The organism is Escherichia ruysiae, from assembly GCF_031323975.1.
In the GTDB taxonomy this organism is placed as follows: Bacteria; Pseudomonadota; Gammaproteobacteria; order Enterobacterales; family Enterobacteriaceae; genus Escherichia; species Escherichia ruysiae.
Window position 1 is genome coordinate 297713 of record NZ_JAVIWS010000001.1, and the last position, 21466, is coordinate 319178.

At 50.0% G+C, this 21466-nt stretch carries 23 protein-coding genes; 11 read left to right on the plus strand and 12 right to left on the minus strand.

Annotated features, from left to right (window positions below; translation table 11 throughout):
- Positions 1–10: 10 nt before the first annotated feature.
- Positions 11–1414 carry a class II fumarate hydratase gene (gene fumC / locus RGV86_RS01580; RefSeq protein ID WP_000860011.1) on the plus strand — a complete coding sequence of 468 codons (1404 nt, stop codon included), beginning with the start codon at positions 11–13 and terminating at the stop codon, positions 1412–1414.
- On the opposite strand, the gene tus is transcribed toward fumC, so the two are convergent.
- The 3 genes from tus to rstA form a co-directional block, all read right to left on the minus strand.
- On the minus strand, positions 1411–2340 hold the full coding sequence (gene tus, locus RGV86_RS01585) for a DNA replication terminus site-binding protein (protein ID WP_000135175.1): 930 nt from the start codon (positions 2338–2340) through the stop codon (positions 1411–1413). The two genes, fumC and tus, sit on opposite strands and share 4 nt — an antisense overlap.
- 74 nt (positions 2341–2414) lie before the next feature.
- The gene (rstB, locus tag RGV86_RS01590) at positions 2415–3716 is read right to left on the minus strand and encodes a two-component system sensor histidine kinase RstB (protein WP_000732532.1); all 1302 of its coding nucleotides are present in this window, start codon (positions 3714–3716) and stop codon (positions 2415–2417) included.
- Positions 3717–3719: 3 nt separating this feature from the next.
- Positions 3720–4439, minus strand: a complete 720-nt coding sequence (gene rstA / locus RGV86_RS01595) for a two-component system response regulator RstA (RefSeq protein ID WP_001092492.1) — start codon at positions 4437–4439, stop codon at positions 3720–3722.
- 128 nt (positions 4440–4567) lie between these two features.
- Here rstA and RGV86_RS01600 point away from each other — a divergent pair, with 128 nt between their 5' ends.
- Entirely contained in the window at positions 4568–4903 is a 336-nt protein-coding gene (locus tag RGV86_RS01600; protein ID WP_000524882.1) for a GlpM family protein, read from the plus strand.
- Here the strand turns inward: RGV86_RS01600 and folM are convergent.
- The 3 genes from folM to ydgH form a co-directional block, all read right to left on the minus strand.
- Complete coding sequence (gene folM, locus RGV86_RS01605; protein WP_085460703.1) at positions 4900–5622, minus strand: dihydromonapterin reductase; 723 nt, start codon at positions 5620–5622, stop codon at positions 4900–4902. The two genes, RGV86_RS01600 and folM, sit on opposite strands and share 4 nt — an antisense overlap.
- 36 nt (positions 5623–5658) lie before the next feature.
- Entirely contained in the window at positions 5659–7041 is a 1383-nt protein-coding gene (locus RGV86_RS01610) for an amino acid permease (RefSeq protein ID WP_000412365.1), read from the minus strand.
- 184 nt (positions 7042–7225) lie between these two features.
- Positions 7226–8170, minus strand: coding sequence for a DUF1471 family protein YdgH (gene ydgH, locus RGV86_RS01615; RefSeq protein ID WP_085460704.1), 945 nt, complete (start codon positions 8168–8170; stop codon positions 7226–7228).
- A 520-nt stretch (positions 8171–8690) separates the two neighbouring features.
- On the opposite strand from ydgH, the gene pntA reads away from it, so the two are divergent.
- Together pntA and pntB are read left to right on the plus strand one after the other, a co-directional pair.
- Positions 8691–10223, plus strand: coding sequence for a Re/Si-specific NAD(P)(+) transhydrogenase subunit alpha (gene pntA, locus RGV86_RS01625; RefSeq protein ID WP_309508425.1), 1533 nt, complete (start codon positions 8691–8693; stop codon positions 10221–10223).
- Between the two features lie 10 nt (positions 10224–10233).
- Positions 10234–11622: a Re/Si-specific NAD(P)(+) transhydrogenase subunit beta gene (gene pntB / locus RGV86_RS01630; protein ID WP_000014065.1), complete on the plus strand. Its 1389-nt coding sequence runs from the start codon at positions 10234–10236 to the stop codon at positions 11620–11622.
- A gap of 24 nt (positions 11623–11646) precedes the next feature.
- On the opposite strand, the gene tqsA is transcribed toward pntB, so the two are convergent.
- Entirely contained in the window at positions 11647–12681 is a 1035-nt protein-coding gene (tqsA, locus tag RGV86_RS01635) for an AI-2 transporter TqsA (protein WP_001118201.1), read from the minus strand.
- Positions 12682–12815: 134 nt separating this feature from the next.
- Between tqsA and RGV86_RS22415 the strand changes: the two genes are divergently transcribed.
- The 3 genes from RGV86_RS22415 (at position 12816) to mdtI (ending at position 13774) form a co-directional block, all read left to right on the plus strand.
- Positions 12816–12986, plus strand: a complete 171-nt coding sequence (locus RGV86_RS22415; protein WP_085948676.1) for a protein YdgV — start codon at positions 12816–12818, stop codon at positions 12984–12986.
- Positions 12987–13092: 106 nt separating this feature from the next.
- The gene (mdtJ, locus tag RGV86_RS01640) at positions 13093–13458 is read left to right on the plus strand and encodes a multidrug/spermidine efflux SMR transporter subunit MdtJ (RefSeq protein WP_000276160.1); all 366 of its coding nucleotides are present in this window, start codon (positions 13093–13095) and stop codon (positions 13456–13458) included.
- Complete coding sequence (gene mdtI, locus RGV86_RS01645; RefSeq protein ID WP_000046659.1) at positions 13445–13774, plus strand: multidrug/spermidine efflux SMR transporter subunit MdtI; 330 nt, start codon at positions 13445–13447, stop codon at positions 13772–13774. Before mdtJ ends, mdtI begins: the two co-directional genes overlap by 14 nt.
- 38 nt (positions 13775–13812) lie before the next feature.
- Here the strand turns inward: mdtI and RGV86_RS01650 are convergent, their stop codons facing one another.
- From RGV86_RS01650 to asr, 3 genes are all read right to left on the minus strand, one after another.
- Positions 13813–14634 (minus strand): trypsin-like serine peptidase, encoded by an 822-nt coding sequence (locus RGV86_RS01650; protein WP_001260826.1) that lies wholly within the window; start codon positions 14632–14634, stop codon positions 13813–13815.
- A gap of 99 nt (positions 14635–14733) precedes the next feature.
- On the minus strand, positions 14734–14817 hold the full coding sequence (ydgU, locus tag RGV86_RS01655; protein WP_000233094.1) for a small membrane protein YdgU: 84 nt from the start codon (positions 14815–14817) through the stop codon (positions 14734–14736).
- 92 nt (positions 14818–14909) lie between these two features.
- A complete protein-coding gene (gene asr / locus RGV86_RS01660; RefSeq protein WP_000756321.1) occupies positions 14910–15218 on the minus strand; it encodes an acid resistance repetitive basic protein Asr in 309 nt (102 codons plus the stop codon).
- A gap of 269 nt (positions 15219–15487) precedes the next feature.
- Between asr and RGV86_RS22280 the strand changes: the two genes are divergently transcribed.
- Complete coding sequence (locus tag RGV86_RS22280) at positions 15488–15592, plus strand: KPN_01571 family protein (RefSeq protein WP_212592170.1); 105 nt, start codon at positions 15488–15490, stop codon at positions 15590–15592.
- Between the two features lie 51 nt (positions 15593–15643).
- Here the strand turns inward: RGV86_RS22280 and RGV86_RS01665 are convergent, their stop codons facing one another.
- Positions 15644–16897: an MFS transporter gene (locus RGV86_RS01665; protein ID WP_000091808.1), complete on the minus strand. Its 1254-nt coding sequence runs from the start codon at positions 16895–16897 to the stop codon at positions 15644–15646.
- A gap of 106 nt (positions 16898–17003) precedes the next feature.
- Here RGV86_RS01665 and RGV86_RS01670 point away from each other — a divergent pair, with 106 nt between their 5' ends.
- The 3 genes from RGV86_RS01670 to bioD all read left to right on the plus strand — a co-directional run bounded on the left by RGV86_RS01670 (position 17004) and on the right by bioD (position 20073).
- Positions 17004–17897 carry a LysR family transcriptional regulator gene (locus RGV86_RS01670; RefSeq protein WP_001019520.1) on the plus strand — a complete coding sequence of 298 codons (894 nt, stop codon included), beginning with the start codon at positions 17004–17006 and terminating at the stop codon, positions 17895–17897.
- A gap of 134 nt (positions 17898–18031) precedes the next feature.
- Complete coding sequence (mlc, locus tag RGV86_RS01675; RefSeq protein ID WP_000225268.1) at positions 18032–19252, plus strand: sugar metabolism global transcriptional regulator Mlc; 1221 nt, start codon at positions 18032–18034, stop codon at positions 19250–19252.
- 125 nt (positions 19253–19377) lie between these two features.
- Positions 19378–20073 (plus strand): dethiobiotin synthase, encoded by a 696-nt coding sequence (gene bioD / locus RGV86_RS01680; protein WP_000919215.1) that lies wholly within the window; start codon positions 19378–19380, stop codon positions 20071–20073.
- Here the strand turns inward: bioD and clcB are convergent.
- Positions 20026–21318: a voltage-gated ClC-type chloride channel ClcB gene (clcB, locus tag RGV86_RS01685; RefSeq protein ID WP_071987965.1), complete on the minus strand. Its 1293-nt coding sequence runs from the start codon at positions 21316–21318 to the stop codon at positions 20026–20028. The genes bioD and clcB overlap by 48 nt on opposite strands.
- Positions 21319–21466: the final 148 nt, after the last annotated feature.

The following is a 21466-nucleotide window of genomic DNA, read 5'->3' on the forward strand; positions in this document are numbered from 1 at the left end:
GGAGCAGTCCATGAAAACAGTACGCAGCGAAAAAGATTCGATGGGTGCGATCGATGTCCCGGCAGATAAGCTGTGGGGCGCACAAACTCAACGCTCGCTGGAGCATTTCCGCATTTCGACGGAGAAAATGCCAACCTCACTGATTCATGCGCTGGCGCTAACCAAGCGCGCAGCGGCAAAAGTTAATGAAGATTTAGGCTTGCTGTCTGAAGAGAAAGCGAGTGCCATTCGTCAGGCGGCAGATGAAGTGCTGGCGGGACAGCATGACGATGAATTTCCGCTGGCTATCTGGCAGACCGGTTCCGGTACGCAAAGCAATATGAATATGAACGAAGTGCTGGCTAACCGCGCGAGCGAATTGCTCGGCGGCGTGCGCGGGATGGAACGTAAAGTTCACCCTAATGACGACGTGAACAAAAGCCAAAGTTCCAACGATGTCTTTCCGACGGCGATGCACGTTGCGGCGCTGCTGGCGCTGCGCAAGCAACTCATTCCGCAGCTTAAAACCCTGACACAGACGCTGAGTGAAAAATCGCGTGCATTTGCCGATATCGTCAAAATTGGTCGTACCCACTTGCAGGACGCCACGCCGCTGACGCTGGGGCAGGAGATTTCTGGCTGGGTAGCGATGCTGGAGCATAATCTCAAACATATCGAGTACAGTCTGCCGCACGTGGCGGAACTGGCGCTGGGTGGTACAGCAGTAGGGACGGGGCTGAACACTCATCCGGAATATGCGCGTCGCGTTGCGGATGAACTTTCGGTAATTACCTGCGCGCCGTTTGTTACCGCGCCGAACAAATTTGAAGCTCTGGCGACCTGTGATGCGCTGGTTCAGGCGCACGGCGCCTTGAAAGGGTTGGCTGCGTCACTGATGAAAATTGCCAATGACGTTCGTTGGCTGGCATCTGGCCCTCGCTGCGGAATTGGTGAAATCTCAATCCCGGAAAACGAGCCGGGCAGTTCAATCATGCCTGGGAAAGTGAACCCAACGCAGTGTGAAGCGTTAACCATGCTTTGCTGTCAGGTGATGGGGAACGACGTGGCGATCAACATGGGTGGCGCTTCCGGAAACTTTGAACTGAACGTCTTCCGCCCGATGGTTATCTACAATTTCCTGCAATCGGTACGCTTGCTGGCAGATGGCATGGAAAGTTTTAACAAACACTGTGCAGTGGGGATTGAGCCGAATCGTGAGCGAATCAATCAATTACTCAATGAATCGCTGATGCTGGTGACCGCACTCAACACCCACATTGGCTATGACAGAGCCGCCGAGATTGCAAAAAAAGCGCATAAAGAAGGGCTGACCTTAAAAGCTGCAGCCCTTGCGCTGGGCTATCTTAGCGAAGCCGAGTTTGACAGCTGGGTACGACCAGAACAGATGGTCGGCAGCATGAAATCCGGGCGTTAATCTGCAACATACAGGTGCAGCCGTGGAATGATCAAACGAAGCGGCTGCGCCTGCGGTTTATAACGGTGCTGCACATTGTCGGCATCGTAATTCAACAACTCGCCAACGTCCGGTACGCCCGCGCCATTATCCCGATTAATCAGTGCAATAAGCGGCGTAGGGCAGGCGTGTTGTACCTGTTTTTGATCTCCCTTGTACCAGACGCGGGCAATCGGCTGCACCTTTACCGGACGTTTGATTTTTAACTTCACGTCCTGTGGCAGGGCAGCAATATCCTGATATTCACGCTCCAGTTTTCCCTGCCACTCCTCACGCGTCCACGGTGCGACGCTGCGGGGTGATTTCAGACTTTTTTCCAGCTGCGCCAGCACTTCATCACGATGCAAATTCTTAATGATATGTTTATTCGCCCAGCCAAAACGTAAAGTTGCGGGGTCATGCAGAACGGTGAGGGTGCGGTAAGCGTTCAGTGTGATCAGCCCCGGCAAATGGCGATGCACCCATTCAAAACGCGCCGCCGTAGGAAGTTCTGACTCAACCGTGACGATATGCTCGAAAGTGGTTTTAAGTTGATTGATGCGCTGGATATGACTTACCAGCGCCGCTTGTGAAAGGTTATCAACCTGATAACACAACACGCCGGGCAGACGAACAGCGGCCTTGCTGCTGCGATTTTCAGACTGTTGCTGAATAAACAAATGGCGGAAATGACGTAGCGCGAGCGCCTGCGCCTCTTTGCCGAGATGTTGCTTAACTTCAATGCAATTCAGCGGATTATGCTCATCCTCTTTTTTGACTTCCGGTAAAGAGAATACCCGGGCAACCAGCAACTTGTGCTGTTCAAGCTCAGCGGCAAATGCGGCCAGTTCTTGCTCCATCTGGCGAAAGGTAGTATTGAGTCGATCTACGAGATCGTAACGAGCCATAAAATCACCACTTTAGTTACAACATACTTATGTTATAGCACATTGGCGACGACTTGACCACCGTGCGCGTAGCGTCAGGCAGAGGTAAATTGCGCAATGTTGTGCCATAACGGCCAGCTAAACGAGAAGCGGGCGCCGCCCAGTTCGCTGGTGTCACAATTAACCGTGCCGCCCATTGCCAGTGCAATTGAGTGGACAATTGCCAGTCCCAGCCCGCAGCCGCCGGTTGCACGGTCACGGCTGGGGTCGAGGCGAACAAAGGGTTCAAAGATATGCTCTCGATCCTGTGGTGCAATCCCTGCACCATCATCTTCAACAATTAATGTCGCTTTGTTTCCTGCCAGTAGCAGGCTGGTTTCGACTGTTGAATGGCAGTAGCGCAGGGCATTATTGAGCAAGTTATCCAGCACGCGCTCCATCAAGCGCATATCCAACGCCGCATAATGACCTTGCATGATGGTTTTTATCCGTACCGTTTTATCGGGAGTTAGTGCCTGAATGTCGGCCAGATGCGTTGACAGCCACAACGGCAGGTCTGGTTCGCTAAGATGGAGCTCATTTTGCGGGCGATCGAGTCGGGCATAAGTCAGCAACTCTTCAATTAAGGCTTCCAGTTGGCTGATATCGCGATTCAACGCCTGAGATTCTGTTGCGCTCAGATTTTCGCTCATCTCCAGTCGATAACGCAGGCGCACTAACGGCGTTCGCAGTTCGTGGGCGATACCGTCAATAAGCTGTTTTTTACTGGCAATCAAGGCGTTGATATTATCCGCCATCTGGTTAAACGCCACGCCAAGCCGTTCAAAACTCGAACCTTCATCAAAGTGAATACGTTCATTGAGATGCCCATCGCCAAATCGTTGCGCCGCTGCTTCCAGTTTTAACATGTCCTGCCAGTGCGGACGCATCCAGATAAACACGGGAAAGGCGAGGGAGATGGCAATAAAAGCGATCAGCGCGATATCCAGTAATCGCATTTGATGGAGGTAATAAAGATAAGGCACGGGACCGACTGCCAGCACGTAGTGGCTGCGCGGTATACGCTGTAAGAATGTGTACTGATCGTCCAGGGCGACAATTTCGCCGCCACGCAGTCGATGCATGGAGATTTCATCGAGATGATATTTACTCAACGGTTCGACGCGCAGATCAAAAGAGAGATTTAAATCCATCTCTTTCAGCGTTTTTCCCCAGTCGTGTGGGGGGATCTCGCGCAATTCGCTACGCATCAGGTATAGAGAACTGTTCATCAAATCATCCAGCGACTGTTTGCCCGCGCGTTCGGCGGTAAATTTGTACACCAGCCCAACCAGTAGGGACATCACCAGAAAGCAGACAAACAGTAGAAGATAAAACTGGATAAACAGTTTTTTCATCGCTTATTCCCACGCATGAGGCGCAAAGAGATAGCCTTTGTTTCGCACGGTTTTAATGCGATAAGGTTCGGCAGCGTTATCGCGCAGTTTTTTTCTTAACCGCGAAATAGCCACGTCCACGCTACGATCCAGACCGTCGTAACTGACGCCGCGTAAATTTTTCAACAACGCATCTCTGTCCATAATTTGCCCCGCGTGGGTGGCTAATTCCCAGAGCAGTTCAAAATCGGCGGTAGAGAGTGAAATTTCGCAGTCAGCAAGCGTAACTACACGGTTAATGGGATCGATGGTTAACGTGCCGAAATGCAATGCCTTATAAGGAGTAAGAGGTGCTTCTTGTATACCTTTGGTCAGCGTGGTTTGCTCGTTCTGACGCAAATGTAAACGTAACCGCGCCAGCAGGACTGCGGGGGGCGTTGTTTTGAGAATATAGTCGCAGGCGCCCATTTCCAGAGCCAGAATGTGGTTCATATCACTATCGAGAGATGTCAGCAGAACTATAGGCCCGCTCCATTTAGTGCGTAAATCACGACAGACAGTCATGCCGTCCTTGCCTGGTAGCATGATATCGAGGAGCACCAAATCCGGATTTTCCCGCAGAATTGTTTCTTCTGCATGGTCGCCGCGAGGTTCAATGGTTACCTGTATATCATGTTTCGCCAAATACGCGGCAATCAGTGAACCGACTTCCGCATCATCTTCCACAAATACGATAGTGTTCATATTATTCACGGTAGATATAAAAACGTCACAATACACCGCGTTGTTTTTACTTACTATCAATCGTTCCTAAACAAGTTTTCATCAGGTATTCTACGGATGACTTGTTATGGAAGTGTTAAGGTAAAAAGATGGGGCTGGTAATCAAAGCCGCGCTTGGTGCGCTGGTGGTGGTGTTAATTGGTGTATTAGCAAAAACGAAAAATTACTATATCGCCGGGCTGATTCCGCTTTTCCCGACCTTTGCGCTTATTGCGCATTATATTGTTGCCAGCGAACGCGGCATTGAAGCCTTACGCGCAACCATCATTTTCAGCATGTGGTCGATTATTCCCTATTTTATTTACCTGGCGTCGCTGTGGTATTTCACCGGAATAATGCGCTTGCCCGCCGCTTTTGTGGGTTCCGTTGCGTGCTGGGGGATAAGCGCATGGGTGTTGATTATATGCTGGATGAAGCTGCATTAACGCAGATGTCGACCGCCATCAAGCGGAAAACTGCGTCCGGTAACAAAGCAACTGGTGAGTAAATAATCGACCAGGTCGATCACTTCTTTCTCGCCTGGTGCGGTTTTCATCAGTGATTTATTCAGCGCCTGTTGACGATATTCAGCATCATCATGCTCATTAAACAGGATCAGCGATGGCGCGATAGAATTCACTTTCACTTCCGGTGCCAGCTTGCGGGCAAACGAGCGTGTCATATTATCCAGCGCCGCTTTGCTCGCAGCATAGGCAACATGTTTGTCGCTTCCGCGCTCCACCACATAATCGGTAAAGTGAATGATATCGCTGGCGGCGTGTCCGTGCCCACGCAGTAATCTTTCCAGAGCGTGGTTAAGAAGGTATGGGGTATTAACGTGGATTTGCATCATGCAGGCCAGCACGTCAGTCAGTGGCGTACCTGGTTTTTCAGCCATCCACGCGCTGGCGTTGTGCAAAATAGCACGCAGGCCATGGGTGCTTTTTAATACTTCATCGGCAAACGCCATCACACCGTCGTTGGTTGAAAAATCAGCCTGAATACATTGCGCACCCGCATTAATCAGTCCATCAATGGCAGGATAGCGCGTCCGATAGCTGACAATCACCGGTTGCTTTTGATTAATGAAATGCCAGGCGAGGGCGAGGCCAATGCGACGGCCTCCGCCAGTAATTAATATTGGCAAGGGGTGGGTTTTACCCATCGTTATCTCCTTTGCTATCCAACGATGGGACGAACGTTATCCCACCAGCATCCAGGTCGCCGGAACTGCGGCAATTAACAACATGCTAATTAACACCATTTCCTGACGATTCAGTACATTATCATGTGTATGCGTTTTACGCGCGTACAGGAACACCAGAAGCCCAGGTGCATACAGAACGACGGACAACAGCAGGTGCATTGGGCCAGAGGCGTACAATAACCATAAGCCATAAATGCAGGCACCGATACCTACTGCTTTATGCAGTGGACGGGTAGCGGTTTTCAGCAGGAACGCGCCAACCAGGAAATAGGGCACCAGAATCATTTCTGAGGCGATGGTGAGCAATGTGTTGTAATCGGAACCGGTTAGCCAGATGAGTACCAGGCAAATTTGCACGCAGATGTTGGTCAGCCACAGTGAGGCAGACGGCGCAGCTTGCGCATTCTGGCGAGCAAAAATGCGCGGGAATGCTTTATGAGTGGCAGCCAGGAAGGGGACTTCTGCCGCCATAATGGTCCAGCTTAAGTACGCGCCGCAAACGGAAACGATCAGTCCGGCAGCGATGATAATCTCACCCCACGGCCCCATCATTTTCACCATCAGGCCGGCCATAGAGGGATTACGGATTTCAGCCAGTTCAGGGCGTGCTACCACCCCCAGCGAAAGCAGAGTTACCAGTAAATAAACGCCCAGCGCGGAAAGTACCGCCAGAAGTGTTGCTTTGCCGACATCATGTTTATTACGCGCTCGCGCAGAAACCACCACTGCACCTTCCACGCCAATGAATACCCACAGTGTGATCAACATTGTGTTTTTCACCTGTTCCCATACCGGTATACCAAGTGCAAGGCCAGTGAAGTCGAGTTTGAAGGTGTCCAGTTTGAACATCATCATCGCCAGAACAATAAACAGACCTAGCGGCAATAATTTTGCCAGCGTAGCCACCAGGTTAATGCTGGCAGCAGTCTGCACGCCGCGCAGGATCAAAAAGTGAACAATCCATAATAAGGCGGATGCACCGACAATCGATTGCCAGGTATTGCCATCGCCAAACAGGCGCAATTCCGGCGTATCGGTGAAGAAACTCAATGCGGAAAAGACGATCACCAGATAGGAGACGTTGGCGATAACTGCGCACAGCCAGTATCCCCATGCGGAGCAGAAACCAATCAGTTCGCCAAACCCTTCACGGGCATAGGTAAAGATACCGCCGTCAAGATCGGGACGAATACGCGTCAGGATCAGCATAGCGAAGGCCAGTAATAAAATCCCTGCGCCGGTGATACCCCAGCCGATCAATAATGCTGCCGGGCTGGCTACCGCCGCCATATTTTGCGGCAGACTGAAAACACCTGCGCCCAGCATTGAGCTTAATACCAGCGCAGTGAGCGCGCTCAGTCCCAGTTTCTTTTCCATCTGTATCCAGTGATCAAAACGTGTTTGGAAGAATAAATATTAGGACAAAACGCATAAAAATGGTGTTTGTCACTAAGGCGCGGGATTTTACGAAGAGATGTATCGTCATGCAATGGTTAGGGGAAAATTTGTGGCTAATAATGCTAAAGGCGGCATAAAGCCGCCTTATCGTGATACTGAATAGTTATTTATACAGGTCTGCGCTGATGGTCAGGTTATTGCCACGTTCCTGCCACTGGCGGGTGATGTGGTAATACTTAGCCCCTTTCTTCGCGGCACGTTTAGCAACCTGGTAGGAGACTTCGGTCATGTTGCCGTAGTTACCTGAGAACTTAATGCTGTCGAACGGCACCATCATCGCTGCGGTCGCTTTGTTCAGTTCTTCTACTTTAGTGCCGTCAGGTAGCGTGACAGTGTAACGCCCGCCTTTTGATGACTGGGTTTCAAAGAAGCGACCGACTTCGGAACTTGGTGATGCAGTAGTGGCAACGCCTGGGATTTCAACTTTCTTCGCAGCTTCGCCACCGGCCGCCAGGGCTGCACGTCCCGCGTCGGAATCCGCCGGGATCACATCCGGGCTTTGTACTACGCGTTTCTTAGCATCTTTTTTATAGATGAAGGCCGTAATGCGCTGGTTACCGCCCTGGTTGGCATCGATTTGACGAACAATATAGAAAGAGTATGCGCCTTTTGCTTTCGCCGCTTTGGTGATGGCGTCATTGACTTCTGGCTGGCTACGATAGAAGCCCTGGACAGTGACCGTGTCAAAGGGTTCTATCAGAACAGCCTGATCTTTCGGCAGTTCGACAACACCGTTAATTACGCGATTACTTGTTTCTTCTGCTTTTTCAGCATCGGCTTTATAGAGGTCAGCGACCACACGCCAGTTACCGCTGTTACCGAAATCTGACGTATCGACAACATAAAAAGAGGCTGCGCCTTCTTTATCAGCGCGGCGGGATACGGCTTTGACCGCCTCGCCAATGGCATTGAAACGTCCGGTAACCACTACACGGTCAAAAGGTTTAACCGCTGCCGCTTGCTCCGGTGTCAGTTCTGTTGCTGCGTTAACGGAGAATGCCGTAGCAGAAAGCAGTGCCGACGCCAGGAGGGTGTTCTTAAGCTTCATAAAAATAATCCTTCGCCTTGCGCAAACCAGGTACTGGTATTGTTATTAACGAGAAACGTGGCTGATTATTGCATTTAAACGGTGTAACTGTCTGCGTGATTTTTCATATCAGACTTCTTGATTTGATGTTAAACCTGTTCGAATAACCATCTGTGATTAAAAAGTAACCGCAGTAACATAAAATGGCTGAAATGGCTGAATTGTATAAGTTAATTTAATGTTAACTGGCGGCTTGCGACGGGGTGATCTCATGTTTTACCTGGCTATCGAAGACAATTATCGCCCCTTATCCTGTGTTCTATGGTGTTTATCCCACTATCAAGGCTGAATCGTTAATATTTTTCGAGTTAACGCCGAGATACTGATTTTTGGCGCTAGATCACAGGCATTATTTTCAGTACGTTATAGACGTTTGTTACTAATTTATTTTAACGGAGTAACATTTAGCTCGTTCATGAGCGGCTTGTGTACTTGAAACACAGGCAAACCATCATCAATAAAACCGATGGAAGGGAATATCATGCGAATTGGCATACCAAGAGAACGGTTAACCAATGAAACCCGTGTTGCAGCAACGCCAAAAACAGTGGAACAGTTGCTGAAACTAGGTTTTACCGTCGCGGTAGAGAGCGGCGCGGGTCAACTGGCGAGTTTTGACGATAAAGCGTTTGTGCAAGCGGGCGCTGAAATAGTAGAAGGGAATAACGTCTGGCAGTCAGAGATCATTCTGAAGGTCAATGCACCGTTAGATGATGAAATTGCACTACTGAATCCAGGTACAACGCTGGTAAGTTTTATCTGGCCTGCGCAGAATCCGGAGCTAATGCAAAAACTTGCGGAACGTAACGTCACCGTGATGGCGATGGACTCCGTACCGCGTATTTCTCGCGCCCAGTCGCTGGACGCGTTAAGTTCGATGGCGAATATCGCAGGTTATCGCGCTATTGTCGAAGCAGCTCATGAGTTTGGTCGCTTTTTTACCGGACAAATCACTGCGGCAGGTAAAGTGCCGCCGGCAAAAGTCATGGTGATTGGTGCGGGTGTTGCTGGTCTGGCGGCCATTGGTGCAGCAAACAGCCTCGGCGCAATTGTGCGTGCGTTCGATACTCGTCCGGAAGTGAAAGAACAAGTTCAGAGTATGGGCGCGGAATTCCTTGAACTGGATTTTAAAGAGGAAGCAGGCAGCGGCGATGGCTATGCCAAAGTGATGTCGGAAGCGTTCATCAAAGCGGAAATGGAGCTTTTTGCTGCGCAGGCAAAAGACGTCGATATCATTGTTACCACTGCGCTTATTCCAGGCAAACCGGCACCGAAACTGATTACCCGTGAAATGGTGGACTCCATGAAGTCGGGCAGTGTGATTGTCGATCTGGCAGCACAAAACGGCGGTAACTGTGAATACACCGTGCCGGGGCAAATCTTCACCACTGAAAATGGCGTCAAAGTCATTGGTTATACCGATCTTCCGGGGCGTCTGCCGACGCAATCCTCACAGCTTTATGGCACCAACCTCGTCAATCTGCTGAAATTGTTGTGCAAAGAGAAAGACGGCAACATCACTGTTGATTTTGATGATGTGGTGATTCGCGGCGTGACCGTGATCCGTGCGGGCGAAATTACCTGGCCGGCACCGCCGATTCAGGTATCAGCTCAGCCGCAGGCGGCACAAAAAGCAGCACCGGAAGTCAAAACCGAGGAAAAATGTGCCTGTTCGCCGTGGCGTAAATACGCCTTGATGGCGCTGGCAATTATCCTTTTCGGTTGGCTGGCGAATGTTGCACCGAAAGAGTTCCTCGGACACTTCACCGTGTTCGCGCTGGCGTGCGTTGTGGGCTATTACGTGGTGTGGAATGTTTCGCACGCGCTACATACACCATTGATGTCGGTCACCAATGCGATTTCAGGGATTATTGTTGTCGGAGCACTTTTACAGATTAGCCAGGGCGGCTGGGTTAGCTTCCTTAGTTTTATCGCGGTGCTTATAGCCAGCATTAATATTTTCGGTGGCTTCACCGTGACTCAGCGTATGCTGAAAATGTTTCGCAAAAACTAAGGGGTAACATATGTCTGGAGGATTAGTTACAGCTGCATACATTGTTGCCGCGATCCTGTTTATCTTCAGTCTGGCCGGGCTTTCAAAACATGAAACGTCTCGCCGGGGTAACAACCTCGGTATCGCCGGGATGGCGATTGCTTTAATTGCAACTATCTTTGGACCGGATACTGGCAACGTTGGCTGGATCTTACTGGCAATGGTCATCGGTGGGGCGATTGGTATCCGTCTGGCGAAGAAGGTTGAAATGACCGAAATGCCGGAACTGGTGGCGATCCTGCATAGCTTCGTTGGTCTGGCGGCGGTGTTGGTTGGTTTTAACAGCTATCTGCATCACGACGCGGAAATGGCGCCGATTCTGGTGAATATTCACCTGACGGAAGTGTTCCTCGGCATCTTCATCGGTGCGGTAACCTTCACGGGGTCAGTCGTGGCGTTCGGTAAGCTGTGCGGTAAAATTTCGTCTAAACCGCTGATGCTGCCAAACCGTCACAAAATGAACCTGGCGGCACTGGTTGTTTCCTTCCTGCTGCTGATTGTGTTTGTTCGCACTGAAAGCGTTGGCCTGCAAGTTCTGGCATTGCTGATAATGACCGCCATTGCGTTGGTTTTCGGCTGGCATTTGGTGGCTTCCATCGGTGGCGCAGATATGCCCGTGGTGGTGTCGATGCTGAACTCTTATTCTGGTTGGGCAGCGGCAGCGGCGGGCTTTATGCTCAGTAATGACCTGCTAATTGTGACCGGTGCGCTGGTCGGTTCTTCTGGTGCCATCCTTTCTTACATCATGTGTAAGGCGATGAACCGTTCCTTTATCAGCGTCATTGCAGGTGGTTTCGGCACAGATGGTTCTTCCACCGGTGACGATCAGGAAGTGGGCGAGCACCGCGAAATCACTGCGGAAGAGACGGCAGAATTGCTGAAAAATTCGCACTCGGTGATCATCACCCCAGGCTACGGCATGGCGGTCGCGCAGGCACAATATCCGGTAGCAGAAATCACCGAGAAATTGCGTGCCCGTGGTATCAATGTGCGTTTCGGTATTCACCCGGTTGCAGGTCGATTACCGGGGCATATGAACGTATTGCTGGCAGAAGCGAAAGTGCCGTATGACATCGTGCTGGAAATGGACGAGATCAACGATGACTTTGCTGATACCGATACTGTGCTGGTGATTGGCGCTAACGATACGGTTAACCCGGCGGCGCAGGATGATCCGAAGAGTCCGATTGCTGGTATGCCTGTGCTGGAAGTGTGGAAAGCACAGAACGTGATTGTCTTTAAACGCTCGATGAACACCGGCTATGCTGGCGTGCAAAACCCGCTGTTCTTCAAAGAAAATACCCACATGCTGTTTGGTGACGCCAAAGCCAGCGTGGATGCAATCCTGAAAGCCCTGTAACCCTGACGGCCTCTGCGGAGGCCGTTACTCTTTATTGAGATCGCTTAACAGGACGGCGATGCTTTGGCCTCCCGCCGTTTGTTCAAGCGCAATTTTGACAATAATCGTCAACGGCACGGAAAGCAGCATTCCCACCGGTCCTAACAACCATCCCCAAAAAATTAACGACAAAAAAACTACCAGTGTGGAAAGCCCCAGTCCGCGCCCCATGATGCGCGGCTCCAGAATATTGCCGAAGACCAGATTAATCAGCAGATATCCCGCCAGTACCAGTAACGCCTCATAGAAACCATTAAACACCAGTACCTGAGCGATAGGGGGGATAGCCGCGAGAACCGAACCAATGTTAGGGATGTAATTAAGCGCGAAGGCCAGTAATCCCCAGACAAAAGCGAAGCGAACATCGAGTGCGGCGAGCATCGCCCAGGCGACCAGACCGGTGATGATGCTGATGGCTGTTTTCAGCACCAGGTAATGCGACACACTGTCAATGGCGCGCTGGATCGCCGCCATACCTTCGACCGGGCGCGCCATCATTTGCTGGAGTTTGCCGGGAAGTTGTGGCACTTCGAGCAGCATAAACAGCACCGTCAGCAACAATAAAAATATGGATGACATGGCATTAGATAACTGTGTCAGCAAGTTGGTGAGCAACGTCATCGCCGCGTTCGGATCAATGTAATGCGCCAGTTGGTCAACCGAGACATCAATACCCGCGCGTTGTAATAAAGGCTCCAGAACTTGCAGAGGCTTTATGATTGAGCTGCGATACTGTGGCAAAGTGCGGGTCAGCTCATTAAGCGTTGAGCCGAGATAGGCCAGTAATAGCACCATCGCCATCACGATGATTATCATTAAAATCGACACAGCCAACACACGCGGCACGCGCCAACGAACCATGCGTTGTACCAGCGGATGAAGAATGACTGCGATAAATAGGGCAAGGATAAAGGGTACGATGATATCGGCGGCAAAACGGATACCGCAGAGAATAATGACCAGCATTCCCAACATAATGACTATTTTTAGACCATTGAGCGTGATGATCGGCTTTGCCATGCGTATCCCCGTTTTTTCTTCCTTCGCTAATAATATTTTCTTTTTAGCCGTGGCATTATAACGAAAATCAAACTCCTCAGGTAAAGAAATGAAAATGTTTTGAGTTAATTCTTAAGCTATGATACAAATCAGACGTGTACAACTACCGAGGACAATTATCATCCGCGATGACGAGAAGCAACACTGCGGATAATTGTAATATTATGGACAATTTGTTCAGGACGTTATTTTCTACATTTACTCATTTTCGTACCTCAACCACCATCTTGCTCGCAGGTGAGCAACACTGGCGCAACGCGCTTTAGTCCCTTCCTCTGCCAAAGCTGGCGCTCTGCGCTGGGCTGAATACTTTTCTTTTGGTTTCGCTGAGTCGAGCGAATGTTAAAATAATTCTCTTGCAGGGGAAGGACGATGTATATTTATTGGGTTTTATTAGGTCTGGCTATTGCCACAGAAATTACCGGCACGCTGTCAATGAAATGGGCGAGCGTTAGTGAGGGAAGCGGCGGTTTTATTTTAATGCTGGTGATGATTTCGCTGTCATATATATTTCTCTCTTTCGCCGTGAAAAAAATAGCACTTGGCGTGGCTTATGCTCTGTGGGAAGGTATCGGTATTTTATTTATTACGCTATTTAGTGTTCTGTTATTTGACGAAAGCTTATCGCTGCTAAAAATTGCCGGGTTAACAACCCTGGTGCTCGGGATTGTGTTGATTAAATCTGGTACTCGCAAAGTGCGTAAACCCTCGCTGGAGGTGAATCATGGCGCAGTTTGAATGGGTTCACGCCGCCTGGCTGGCACTGGCAATCGTGCTGGAAATCATTGCTAACGTCTTTTTGAAATATTCTGACGGCTTTCGCCGCAAAGTCTATGGCTTGCTTTCGCTGGCAGCGGTGCTTGCGGCCTTTAGCTCACTCTCCCAGGCAGTAAAGGGCATAGATTTGTCGGTGGCGTATGCGTTGTGGGGCGGGTTTGGTATTGCTGCCACGTTAGCCGCTGGTTGGATCTTGTTTGGTCAACGTTTAAATCGCAAAGGCTGGGTTGGTCTGGTCTTGCTGTTGGCTGGAATGATTATGGTGAAACTCGCCTGATGACCACGCTGCCCGATAATGCGGGCAGCGTTTGAACGTTATTTCCGGGTCAGTTCTTCGAGTTTGTCGCGAAAACCGGTGACAGAAATGGCCCGGTTATCGGCGCGCCAGCGATCTTTTGCTGCAGGAGCTGAACTTTGTACCCCAATTAACTGCCAGCCGTCATCAGTATGAAGCATCAGTGGCGAACCACTGTCACCTGGTAGGGTATCGCACTGGTGCGACATTACCGAGGTTTGCGCCCAGCCGGTTATTTCGCAATTTTGATGACTGTACAACGTATCGAGATGATCTTCAGGGTATCCCGCCTGAGTCACTTTACGACCCGCAGCTTTTAATGCAGCGGTAAGCGCGGTTTTATCTCCCTCAAATAACGGCAACGGCGTAATGCCCGAAGGGGGATTGCGCAGCACAATCAAACCGAAATCCCACGGCGCGGCTGCGGGGGGAACAATCCAGCCATCCCCATCCGGCTTTAACCGCTTCCCTAGCGTCGGATCAACGCGGCCTTCGATGTCGTGGATCTCATAGCGCCAAAGACCTTTATTTGACACAAAACGCAACGCAACTGCTTTATCCGCTTTGCCCTTCGGCGGCGTTAATAAACAGTGTCCTGCCGTTAATGCCAGGTTCGGCGCAATTAGCGTCGCCGTACACAAATTGCCGCTGGCCGTTTCTAGTTGCCCAACCGCATCCCACGGCGATTGGCTCGTGTTATTTACTGATACACGATCATCATGACCAAAAAATAGGGTGCTGACCTCATTATTGGTCGATTTATGATCGTCCGGTTTATCCGCAAACACAAATGCAGATGTCAGACTAATTGCACCCAGTACTACAGCAATGGTTGTACGCATATCACACTCTGGTGAGTAATTATGATTATTAAAAGCAAACCCTCGTAAATACTATAGACGGGACGGGATGAAAGTGGGAGTAAAATCAGATAACTACGCTCAGGAAAGATAAAAACAGGTGGCAATCAGGGCGCATAAAATAAGGGTGATAAGAATGAACTCAAAGCGATAACGGCCCACCATAGTACCCTCCGCTAAAGGCGGTGTTAAACGTTATTCGTTTAACACCGTAATTTTCAGGCGCGAGGGGGCGCGCCATTATTACTGCCGAAAACTTACGCGGCTGGTTGTACAACTGGTTTTGCAGATTGCTGCTGGCTGTGTTTTTTGCTGTGCTTTTTGGCTGCCTGTGCTTTTTGCTCAGGCGCTTTCTGTTCATTTTTCGCTTTTTTATGATGCTTTTTAGCCGCCTGCGCTTTTTGGGCAGGTGCCGCTTTATGCTGTTTTTTATGATGCGTTGTTTTTGCAGCCGCTGCTTTGGTGACTGTAGCAGTCGGAGCAGGCGTGGTCGCAGTTTCTGCAGCAAATGCGACAGAAGAGAGACCCATAGTAGCGGCAACAACCAGAGCTAATACTTTTTTCATTGTCATACCCTCAATTTTGTTTTTTATGCAACCCCACTGCGGGGCCGATGTCATGACTATATCTCTGGAAATGACAGGTTTCCGTGAGTGGTTGGTTTCGGCATGTAACGATATGTACAAAGCGGATAACGATGACGAAGGAAATAATAACGTATTGTAACGTAAGGCGAATTTCCCACCAATATCGGTAGTATTGAATAACTTAACTTTTTCACTACCTATAAATTGGTAGAATCACTGTGTATTTGCAATAAATGACACACAGCAAAATGAATCCGCTAATTTGGGTATTTATTATCCTGATGACGTTAGATGCTCTGCGAGAAATGGCAGGCGCTTCGTCTATTTTGGGGTGGTTATTAACGTTGAGTTGAGCAAGCAATAAGTCCGGACAGAAATTTAACACATCGTCCGGACTTATTTTTTCAGGCGTGCAGCCGATGATGTAAACGTGTTCCGACCAGAATAGCGACCACCAGCATCAGGGCAATAAATGCACCGACGCCGTTCCAGCCATAGTTATGCCAGAAGACGCCACCTAATGTTCCGGCAATGCTTGAACCCAGGTAGTAACAGAATAGATAAAGCGAAGAAGCCTGGCCTTTGGCGCGTTTAGCACGAGGGCCAATCCAGCTACTGGCAACAGAATGAGCGGCAAAAAATCCGCTTGAGAAAAGCATCATACCGATAAAAATGAGCCAAAGTGAGCTGAACAATGTCAGGATAAGACCCAAAAGCATAACACCTGTCGAAAATAACATCACCGGGCCACGACCGAAGCGGGTAGTCATGGTGCCTGCTTTTGGCGAACTCCAGGTGCCTGTCAAATAGACCAGCGATAATAACCCAACCACTGCCTGGCTAACATGCCATGGGGAGAGCATCAACCGATAACCGATGTAATTAAACAGCGTTACGAATGAGCCCATCAGCAAAAAACCTTCGACGAATAATAAGGGGAGTCCCCGATCGCGCCAGTGCAGACGGAAGTTAATAAACAGTGTTTTTGGGCGCAGCGAAGAAGGACGGAAATGACGTGATTCCGGGAGAATTTTCCAGAACATTAACGCCGAGGTCAGGGCGAAACAGCCGATAGCCGCCAGCGCAATTCGCCAGTTAAAGAAGTCAGTAAATACACCGCTGATTAAGCGCCCGCTCATGCCGCCAATCGAGTTGCCGCTGATATACAGTCCCATTGAAAAGGCCACAAAACTGGGGTGGATCTCTTCGCTAAGGTAGGTCATACCAACAGCAGCTACACCACTTAACGACAGGCCAATCAAGGCGCGCATAATCAAAATGCCGTGCCAGCTGGTCATCATTGTCGAAAGTAACGTACAGATGGAGGCCAACAGTAGCGCCGTCACCATCACTGGCTTGCGACCAATGGCATCGGATAGCGGGCCAGTAAACAGCAAACCGATAGCTAACATCGCCGTTGAAATGGACAGTGAAATACTACTGTTAGCAGGCGTTAAGCCAAATTCTTGCGAAAGCACCGGAAGAATAGGTTGCACGCAATAGAGAAGCGCGAAGGTTGCCAGCCCGGCAGAGAATAGCGCCAGGGTGACACGCATAAATTGCGGTGTACCGCGTTTAATGAATTCGTTTGGCTGGGAAAGGGGTTGCTCGTCAGTGTCGCTTGCCGGAGCGCCATCAACAGTTGTAGTACGACTCACTTGAAATCCTTGCTAATTATGCCCGTGATGTGGGATTAGGAATAGAGTAGGAAAATCGAATTGTTATGTCTAATATATTAATAATCTCAAATAAGATGTTTAAGATATGAATATTGAATTGCGTCACCTCCGGTACTTTGTTGCCGTTGCGGAAGAGCTGCATTTTGGACGCGCGGCTGCCCGCCTGAACATTTCGCAACCGCCGTTAAGTCAGCAGATTCAGGCTCTGGAGCAACAAATTGGCGCGCGACTGTTGGCACGAACCAACCGCAGCGTGCTGCTTACGGCAGCAGGAAAGCAGTTCCTTGCTGATAGTCGGCAAATCCTGTCTATGGTGGATGACGCAGCCGCTCGCGCTGAGCGTCTGCATCAGGGAGAGGCGGGAGAGTTACGCATTGGCTTTACCTCGTCGGCACCCTTTATTCGCGCAGTGTCTGATACCTTATCGCTATTTCGCTGTGAATTTCCTGATGTCCATTTGCAGACGCGTGAGATGAATACTCGCGAGCAAATAGACCCTCTTACCGAAGGGACGCTCGATATGGGGTTGTTACGAAACACCGTGTTGCCGGAGACGCTGGATCACGCAGTAATCGTGCATGAACCGCTTATGGCGATGATCCCGCACGATCATCCTTTGGCAAATAAACCGAATGTAACGCTGGCGGAACTGGCAAAAGAGCCGTTTGTTTTTTTTGATCCGCACGTAGGGACAGGGCTGTATGACGACATTATTGGCCTGATGCGGCGTTATAATCTGACTCCGGTCATCACCCAGGAAGTTGGCGAGGCGATGACGATCATCGGTCTGGTTTCCGCCGGTCTTGGTGTTTCGATTTTGCCCGCCTCTTTTAAACGTGTCCAACTCAATGAAATGCGCTGGTTACCTATTGCTGAAGAGGATGCGGTTTCTGAAATGTGGCTGGTTTGGCCAAAGCATCGTGAACAAAGCCCGGCAGCGCGAAACTTTCGTATTCAGCTGATGAATGCACTCCGGTGAGGGATAATTCAGCAAAAAAAACCGAAAAATGTGCTGTCAATCACATGACGAAGTAAAAATTTGACGACGCATATTGAAGTACTTCACCATAACCTACAGATTATTTCGGAGCGCGAAAATATAGGGAGTATGCGGTGGTTGCTGAAAACCAGCCTGGGCACATTGATCAAATAAAGCAGACCAACGCGGGCGCGGTTTACCGCCTGATTGATCAGCTTGGTCCAGTTTCGCGTATCGATCTTTCCCGGCTGGCGCAACTGGCGCCAGCCAGTATCACCAAAATTGTCCGTGAAATGCTCGAAGCGCACCTGGTGCAAGAGCTGGAAATTAAAGAAGCGGGGAACCGTGGTCGTCCAGCGGTGGGGCTAGTGGTTGAAACCGAAGCCTGGCACTATCTTTCTTTGCGCATTAGTCGCGGGGAGATTTTCCTTGCCCTGCGCGATCTGAGCAGCAAACTGGTGGTGGAAGAGTCGCAGGAGCTGGCGTTGAAAGATGACTCGCCACTGCTGGATCGCATCATTAATCATATTGATCAGTTTTTTATCCGCCATCAGAAAAAACTGGAGCGTCTAACTTCGATTGCCATAACCTTGCCGGGAATTATTGATACGGAAAATGGCATTGTGCATCGTATGCCGTTCTATGAGGACGTAAAAGAGATGCCGCTCGGCGAAGTACTGGAGCAGCACACCGGTGTACCGGTTTATATTCAGCATGATATTAGCGCATGGACGATGGCTGAGGCCTTGTTCGGCGCATCACGCGGAGCACGCGATGTGATTCAGGTGGTGATTGATCACAACGTGGGTGCTGGTGTGATTACCGATGGTCATTTGCTACACGCGGGAAGCAGTAGCCTTGTGGAAATTGGTCACACTCAGGTCGATCCCTACGGGAAACGCTGTTATTGCGGTAACCACGGCTGCCTGGAAACCATTGCTAGTGTTGATAGTATTCTTGAGCTTGCACAATTACGTTTGAATCAATCTATGAGTTCGATGTTACATGGGCAGCCATTAACTGTGGATTCATTGTGTCTGGCTGCGTTGCAGGGCGATCTGCTGGCAAAAGATATTATTACTGGCGTGGGGACGCACGTCGGGCGAATTCTTGCCATTATGGTGAATTTATTCAACCCACAAAAAATACTGATTGGTTCGCCGCTAAGCAAAGCTGCAGAGATCCTGTTCCCTGTAATTTCTGACAGTATCCGTCAGCAGGCGCTTCCCGCCTACAGCCAGCATATTAGCGTCGAGAGTACCCAGTTCTCTAATCAGGGGACGATGGCGGGGGCGGCGTTGGTAAAAGACGCGATGTATAACGGTTCTTTGTTGATTCGTCTGTTGCAGGGTTAACATTTTTTAACTGTTCTACCAAAATTTGCGCTATCTCAAATTGAGCCAGGAACGCATAACTTAGACTTCCAAAGTTGAATTATTTTCCTGGCTTATATTTGTGAAGCATAACGGTGGAGTTAGTGATGCTGAAGCGTTTCTTTATAACAGGTACAGACACTTCTGTGGGGAAAACAGTGGTTTCCCGCGCATTGCTACAAGCGTTAGCCTCCCAGGGAAAAACGGTTGCGGGGTATAAACCCGTGGCGAAGGGGAGCAAAGAGACACCTGATGGGCTACGTAATAAAGATGCCCTGGTGTTGCAGAGTGTTTCATCAATTGAACTGCCTTATGAAGCAGTCAATCCCATAGCGTTAAGCGAAGAAGAAAGCAGTGTGGCGCACAGTTGCCCGATCAATTACACCCTTATTTCAAATGGCCTGGCTAATCTGACTGATAAAGTCGACCATGTGGTTGTTGAAGGTACTGGTGGCTGGCGTAGCCTGATGAATGACCTGCGTCCGCTCTCTGAATGGGTGGTTCAGGAGCAGCTACCCGTGTTGATGGTGGTAGGTATTCAGGAAGGTTGTATTAACCATGCGCTTCTGACCGCACAGGCGATTGCCAACGACGGACTGCCGCTGATTGGCTGGGTGGCTAACCGTATCAACCCAGGGTTAGCACATTACGCTGAAATCATTGATGTATTGGGTAAAAAACTCCCGGCACCGCTTATTGGTGAGCTTCCTTATCTGCCTCGCGCAGAACAGCGTGAACTGGGGCAATATATCCGCTTATCCATGCTGCGTAGTGTGCTGGCGGTAGATAGAATCACGATGTAACGTCCGCGACATTACTGACGCAATCACACAAGCAATCAATAAACCGGGGAGTAGCTGATACTCCCCGGTCATTTCACATATCATCAGTGTCGACATAATGGGCGCATGTGTAGTCGCAGCCAGTAGTGTTGCCATCCCGGTTAGCCCAAGTAAAAGCGTAATTCCTTCACTGTCAGTAAACCATAACCCCAGGCTCCGGGCATACAACATGCCAATTGCCAGTCCGATAAATAAGGTCGGCGTAAACACGCCCCCAGGCGCGCCGGAACCACTGCTGGCCAGCACGGCAACTAGCTTGCAGAGGAAGATCACGGCAATGCCCATAAACAGTGGCGGGGCTGTTAAAAAGGATTGCACCGTACTATAGCCGTTGCCCCACACGGCAGGAGTGAGCAGGGAAAGCAGACCCACGATTAACCCTCCCAATGCCAGTTGCCAGGGCGGTGCAAGTTTTAGATTAATAAAACCCTGATGACTGGCGTTCATTAGCTTTAAAAACAATGGACCGCACAAACCCATCAGCACGCCTGTACTGATAATCAGTGCATAGTCACGAGCCTGAATCATCATGGAGAGTTGCACGCTGTAGAGCAAAGCATTGCTGTGATTAAGAAGATTGCTAATAAGCAATGCCACTACGGCAGAGATTACTACTGGTGCAAGGGAGGCCAGCATCATGGTGCCAAACAATACTTCGGCAATAAATAAACTCCCGGCAAGTGGGGCGCGATAGGCTGCTGCCATCCCCGCAGCCGCGCCACAGGCAATCCACAATTTCCACTCTTCGCGTGGGGTAAAACGTTGGGCAAACCAGGATGCAGCAAGTGCCGCCAACAGGATCATCGCACCTTCACGACCAATGGCGCTGCCGCTGGTCACCACCAGCAAAGAAGCGAAGGATTTAATCAGACTGGTGGCGTAATCAAACTGCCCATCGGTTTGTAACGCCTCCATATAATCGGTAGGCGCATGGGGGCGTTGTTGAGTGAGTTTCTGCCAACCCATCAGCAACAAACCAGCCGCCAGTCCGCCGAGCGCCGGCGTTAGCAGCCGACGCCACGGAGAAAGGTTCGTTGCTGCATTGACCAGACTGCCGGAGTCATTATTGAGGAACAGCCACTCCAGTAGCAGCATCGCATGACGAAACCCTGCAACGGCAAAGGCCGCCAGAATGCCTACGACCATTGCGATAAGCAGGCGGCGGAACATGGTGCGCAGATCCGGGTAGACATGTAGATGTTGCATGAGCAGAAACGGCAAATTAAACACGGGTCTCTATTTTGCGGGAAAAGAAGCCTGGCGCAAAAGCTGTGCGTGCTTTATGTGGTATTAAGCGTGACGTTGTCACTTACCGGAGCCGAAAGGCGTGCAGTTTACGCCCTTCGGTCTTACT

Bases quoted from the DNA above. Each gene is read 5' to 3' on its own strand.
- fumC (WP_000860011.1), top strand. From the start codon at position 11: ATGAAAACAGTACGCAGCGAAAAAGATTCGATGGGTGCGATCGATGTC.
- tus (WP_000135175.1), bottom strand. From the start codon at position 2,340: ATGGCTCGTTACGATCTCGTAGATCGACTCAATACTACCTTTCGCCAG.
- rstB (WP_000732532.1), bottom strand. From the start codon at position 3,716: ATGAAAAAACTGTTTATCCAGTTTTATCTTCTACTGTTTGTCTGCTTT.
- rstA (WP_001092492.1), bottom strand. From the start codon at position 4,439: ATGAACACTATCGTATTTGTGGAAGATGATGCGGAAGTCGGTTCACTG.
- RGV86_RS01600 (WP_000524882.1), top strand. From the start codon at position 4,568: ATGGGGCTGGTAATCAAAGCCGCGCTTGGTGCGCTGGTGGTGGTGTTA.
- folM (WP_085460703.1), bottom strand. From the start codon at position 5,622: ATGGGTAAAACCCACCCCTTGCCAATATTAATTACTGGCGGAGGCCGT.
- RGV86_RS01610 (WP_000412365.1), bottom strand. From the start codon at position 7,041: ATGGAAAAGAAACTGGGACTGAGCGCGCTCACTGCGCTGGTATTAAGC.
- ydgH (WP_085460704.1), bottom strand. From the start codon at position 8,170: ATGAAGCTTAAGAACACCCTCCTGGCGTCGGCACTGCTTTCTGCTACG.
- pntA (WP_309508425.1), top strand. From the start codon at position 8,691: ATGCGAATTGGCATACCAAGAGAACGGTTAACCAATGAAACCCGTGTT.
- pntB (WP_000014065.1), top strand. From the start codon at position 10,234: ATGTCTGGAGGATTAGTTACAGCTGCATACATTGTTGCCGCGATCCTG.
- tqsA (WP_001118201.1), bottom strand. From the start codon at position 12,681: ATGGCAAAGCCGATCATCACGCTCAATGGTCTAAAAATAGTCATTATG.
- mdtJ (WP_000276160.1), top strand. From the start codon at position 13,093: ATGTATATTTATTGGGTTTTATTAGGTCTGGCTATTGCCACAGAAATT.
- mdtI (WP_000046659.1), top strand. From the start codon at position 13,445: ATGGCGCAGTTTGAATGGGTTCACGCCGCCTGGCTGGCACTGGCAATC.
- RGV86_RS01650 (WP_001260826.1), bottom strand. From the start codon at position 14,634: ATGCGTACAACCATTGCTGTAGTACTGGGTGCAATTAGTCTGACATCT.
- ydgU (WP_000233094.1), bottom strand. From the start codon at position 14,817: ATGGTGGGCCGTTATCGCTTTGAGTTCATTCTTATCACCCTTATTTTA.
- asr (WP_000756321.1), bottom strand. From the start codon at position 15,218: ATGAAAAAAGTATTAGCTCTGGTTGTTGCCGCTACTATGGGTCTCTCT.
- RGV86_RS22280 (WP_212592170.1), top strand. From the start codon at position 15,488: ATGAATCCGCTAATTTGGGTATTTATTATCCTGATGACGTTAGATGCT.
- RGV86_RS01670 (WP_001019520.1), top strand. From the start codon at position 17,004: ATGAATATTGAATTGCGTCACCTCCGGTACTTTGTTGCCGTTGCGGAA.
- bioD (WP_000919215.1), top strand. From the start codon at position 19,378: ATGCTGAAGCGTTTCTTTATAACAGGTACAGACACTTCTGTGGGGAAA.
- clcB (WP_071987965.1), bottom strand. From the start codon at position 21,318: ATGCAACATCTACATGTCTACCCGGATCTGCGCACCATGTTCCGCCGC.